Origin of the sequence: Synechococcus sp. H55.9 (genome assembly GCF_047462355.1) — a bacterium.
Lineage (GTDB): Bacteria > Cyanobacteriota > Cyanobacteriia > Thermostichales > Thermostichaceae > Thermostichus.
In genome coordinates, this window is sequence record NZ_JANSJB010000035.1 from 1 (window position 1) to 3873 (window position 3873).

At 61.4% G+C, this 3873-nt stretch carries 3 protein-coding genes; all 3 read right to left on the reverse strand.

Going from position 1 to position 3873, the window contains the following annotated elements:
* Positions 1-133: 133 nt before the first annotated feature.
* Complete coding sequence (locus NW857_RS06280) at positions 134-1480, reverse strand: FGGY-family carbohydrate kinase (protein WP_414337300.1); 1347 nt, start codon at positions 1478-1480, stop codon at positions 134-136.
* Positions 1481-3091, reverse strand: a complete 1611-nt coding sequence (locus NW857_RS06285) for a glycoside hydrolase family 57 protein (RefSeq protein ID WP_414347085.1) — start codon at positions 3089-3091, stop codon at positions 1481-1483.
* 173 nt (positions 3092-3264) lie between these two features.
* On the reverse strand, positions 3265-3873 hold a 609-nt coding region (locus NW857_RS06290), incomplete at its 5' end, for a glycosyltransferase (RefSeq protein WP_414368342.1).

Here is a 3873-nt window from a genome sequence, read left to right on the forward strand (position 1 = left end):
CGGTTCCCCTTCGGGGGGATCCAACTTCCCTCACCCCTGGCCCCTCTCCCAGTGGGAGAGGGGAGGCGAGCGGTTAGCTCTTCGGGGGATCCCTAGAAATTGGAAAAGATAAAGAAAAGAAATTGGAAACTCCCTAGAAAAGGCGGCTACGGAACTCCGAGTAGATCTCGGCATAAGCCTTGACCCACTCGGAATCCGGCTGGATGAGGCGTTCCACCTGTACCAAGCGATCGGCAGCCTGCTGCACCGAACAGCACCAATAGGCTGAGGCGGCCAGGATGGCTGCCCCTACCGCCGGCTCCGGGTGCCTGACCACTGCCAGGGGGCGGGCGAGGATGCTGGCCCGCAGGCGCAGCCAGAGGGGGCTTTTGCAGCCGCCGCCAGTGGTTAATAGCGGCTCTTGCACTGGGATCCCGTGGGCAATCAAGGTTTCCAGCCCCAGCCGCTCCACCATCGCCACCCCTTCCAAAAGAGCTGCATAAAAGCGAAGGGATCCCACTTCCGCCTGGGGCAAGAAGCCGGCAAATTCGCTATCCAGGATGGGGAAACGCTCGCCGGGCCGGCAGAGAGGATAGCTGACTAGGCCCGTGGGCAGATGGGCCTCCGCCTGCCGATCCAAGGCAGCAAAGTCGCCGCCGGGAAAGAAGTGGGGCAGGACGCCGCCGCCGCAAAAGGAGGCCGCCCCCGGCCACCAACCGCTGCGGTCGGGGTGCAGATGAGAATAGATACTCGGCGTTTGCACAGGGTCAGGGCTGTTGGCCTTGAAGATAAGAGTTGTGCCCAGGCTGGTGGAAACCTGCCCCAAGCGAGTAGCTCCTGCTGCCAGTTGCCCGGCGCAGCCATCGGTGATCCCGGCAGCAATCAGCACTTCTGGCCCCAGCTCCCACTCAGGCCGCACCGTTCCCAGAACTGTTCCTGGCGCCACCACCTCAGGAAAGCGCTTGGGATCAAGGCCTTGCTGAGATAGCCGCTCCCGCGGCCAGGTGTAGGTTTCCAGGTCAAAGCCGCTCTTGAGGGCATGGGTGTGATCGGTTACCCGCCGGCGGCCCCCCAGTTGGCTGAGGAGAAAGTCCGCCGGATGGGCCAGGTAGCTGTCCCGGTATTGGTCGGGATGGGCCTCTGCCCACCACAGCCAGCGGCCGAGCCCCCAACTGGCAGGGATCCCCAGGCGCTGGGCCTGGGCCTGACCCCGCCGGTCGGAATACAGCCAGGCTTGATCCAGCGGCATGCCCCGCCCGTCCACCGGCAGCACTGTACCCGAGGTGCTGCAGGCACTCAGGGCAACAATGGCGTAGCGATCCCCCAGTTGAGCTTTGAGGTGGCCCAGCAGCGCCTTCAGGGTGCGCAGCCAGCGGCCTGGATTGGTTTCCGGGGGATCCCAGGAGCGCTCGCTTTTGACCACCACCTCCCCTGTCTCGGAGAGGGCCACCACCCGCATCCCCGAAGTGCCCAGATCGATCCCGAGAAATACAGGGGACATTCAGAGGGGCCGGTAAACTCGGTAGTTGATGTTGGGGAAGATGTTGTCCATGTATTCCACCTTGGCCAGCCACTGCTCGTCTTCGGGGGTGGCTTTTTCTCGCCGCAACTGGCCGGCTTGGATCTTCTCGTAGAGGTGATTGAAGCGCAGCAGGTGGGACTTGGTGCGGCGTACGGCATAGGGAACCATCGTCCCCGTGCGCATGATGAAGGCCCAGTCGGAAGATTGGGCCAACAGCACTTCCCGCGCCGCCTGGTTCAGGGCTCGCCACTCCAGGTCATCGGCGGGCTCACGGCGGCTCAGCTCGATCATCCGCTCGGTGGCCTTGTGCAAGTGGGGATAGATCCAGGCGTTGGTGGGGTTGAGCCAGTACTCGTGGAAGCCGCGCGCCCCCCAACTGGATTGGGCCGGTTTGCACACCTGTTGGGTGGGGTTCTCCCGCAAGTACTCCGCCAGGTGGGTCATGCGATAGGTGGTTTGGTCGAAGTAGCTCTTGCGAATGAGAAAATCCAAAAACCAGGGGCCCTCGTACCACCAATGGCCGAACAGCTCAGCATCGTAGGGAGCCACCACCAGCGGCGGGCGCCCCATGACGCTGTGCAGATATTCGATCTGTCGCTGGCGGTTGAACATGAAGTTGCCCGCATGTTCTGCCGCCTTCTCCCTGGCCCAGTAGGGATCGTAAAGTTGCTTTTGCCCCAGATCTAGGTTGCGCCCCGTGATGCGATGGTACTTGATGCCGGTGTTTTTCCGCTGGCCGTTGGGCATGATGTAGGGCTTGATGTATTCGTAGTCGGCCTCATACCCCAGGTCTTTGTAGAACTCGCGATAGACGGGATCCCCGGGGTAGCCCACCTCCGCCGACCACACCTGTTGGGAAGACTCGTGATCCCGACCGAAGACGGCAACACCGGTCTCGGTAAAGATGGGGGCGTACATGCCGTAGCGGGGCCGTGGCTTGGCGTAGAGCAGGCCGTGGGCGTCGGTGATCATGTAGCGCAGGCCGGCATCGGCGATCATCCGCTCCAGCCCTTGGTAGTAGGCGCATTCCGGCAGCCAGATCCCCCGCGGCCATTGGCCAAAGTGTTCGTTGTAGTGCTCGCAGGCCACAATCAGCTGCGCCCAAACCGCCTGCGGGTACATCTGCATCAGGGGCAGGTAGCCGTGGGTGGCGCCACAGGTAATGATCTCCAAGTTGCCGCTGTCCTGAAACTGTTTGAAGGCCCGCACCAGATCCCGGTCGTAGCGCTCCCAGAGATCGCGGACCATGGCAAATTGCTTGATGTAGTGCTCGGCTAGGTAGCGAATGTGGCCGTTGGTGGCGTTCTTGTCGTACTCCAGTTGGGCCAGCTCTTCCAACTTGGTTAGATAGTGGTCGTAGCGCTCCTGCAGCAAGGGATCCCGCAGCATCGACACCAGCGGCGGCGTCAGAGACATGGTGAAGCGAAAGTCGATGCCATCTCGCCGCAGCCCCTCGAACATGTGCAGCAGCGGGACATAGGTCTCGGTGATGGCTTCGTAGAGCCACTCTTCTTCCAGCACAAAGTCCTGCTCGGGGTGGCGCACAAAGGGCAGGTGTGCGTGGAGTACCAAGGCAAGATAGCCTATCATGGCGGCTAGGGATCCTCAGGTGGGAGAAGATAAGGGAGCAAGCCTTCCTTCCCCAGCAATCAATCTGTAGGGAAGGTTAAGAGCAGCATTGCTACCTATCGTCCAGCATTTCTCCCTCGCGGTCAAGGGCTGGGATCGCTGGGGATCGCTGGTGGCCGCCGGGGGGATGTTGGTCAGGACCAGCGGTGGCGAATTTGGTCGTAGATCTCCAGGTATTCTTTGCCGGGGTAGTTCCAGGAGTAGTCGTAGCTCATGCCCTGGATCTGCAGTTGGCGAAACTGGTCGGGGGCGGTGTACCACAGGTCGATGGCCCGATCCAACGCTGACTCTAGGGCTGCGTGATCCGTGTGGTAGAACACGTAGCCATTGCGTTGCTCAGGCAATTTGCAACTGTCGTAGTCGCGGTCAAAAACGGTATCCACCAGGCCGCCCACGCCCCTCACCACCGGAACTGTGCCGTACTTGAGGCCGATCATCTGGGTGAGGCCGCAGGGCTCGTAGTGGCTGGGCACCACCAGGATGTCTGCCCCTGCATAGATGAGGTGGGAAAGTTCTTCGTTGAAACCCAGCTCGATGTGAACGTCGGGGTTGTCGTTGAGGTAGCGTTTCTCATGGGCAAACCAGGCGCCGATCCCCGGCTCCGTGGCGGATCCCAGGAGAACAAACTGGGCATTTTTGAACAGGGAGCGGTAGATGGCGTGGTGCACCAGATGCACGCCTTTCTGTTCATCGAGGCGTCCGATATAGGCCACAATCGGCTTTTCGACATCTTGCAACAGCAG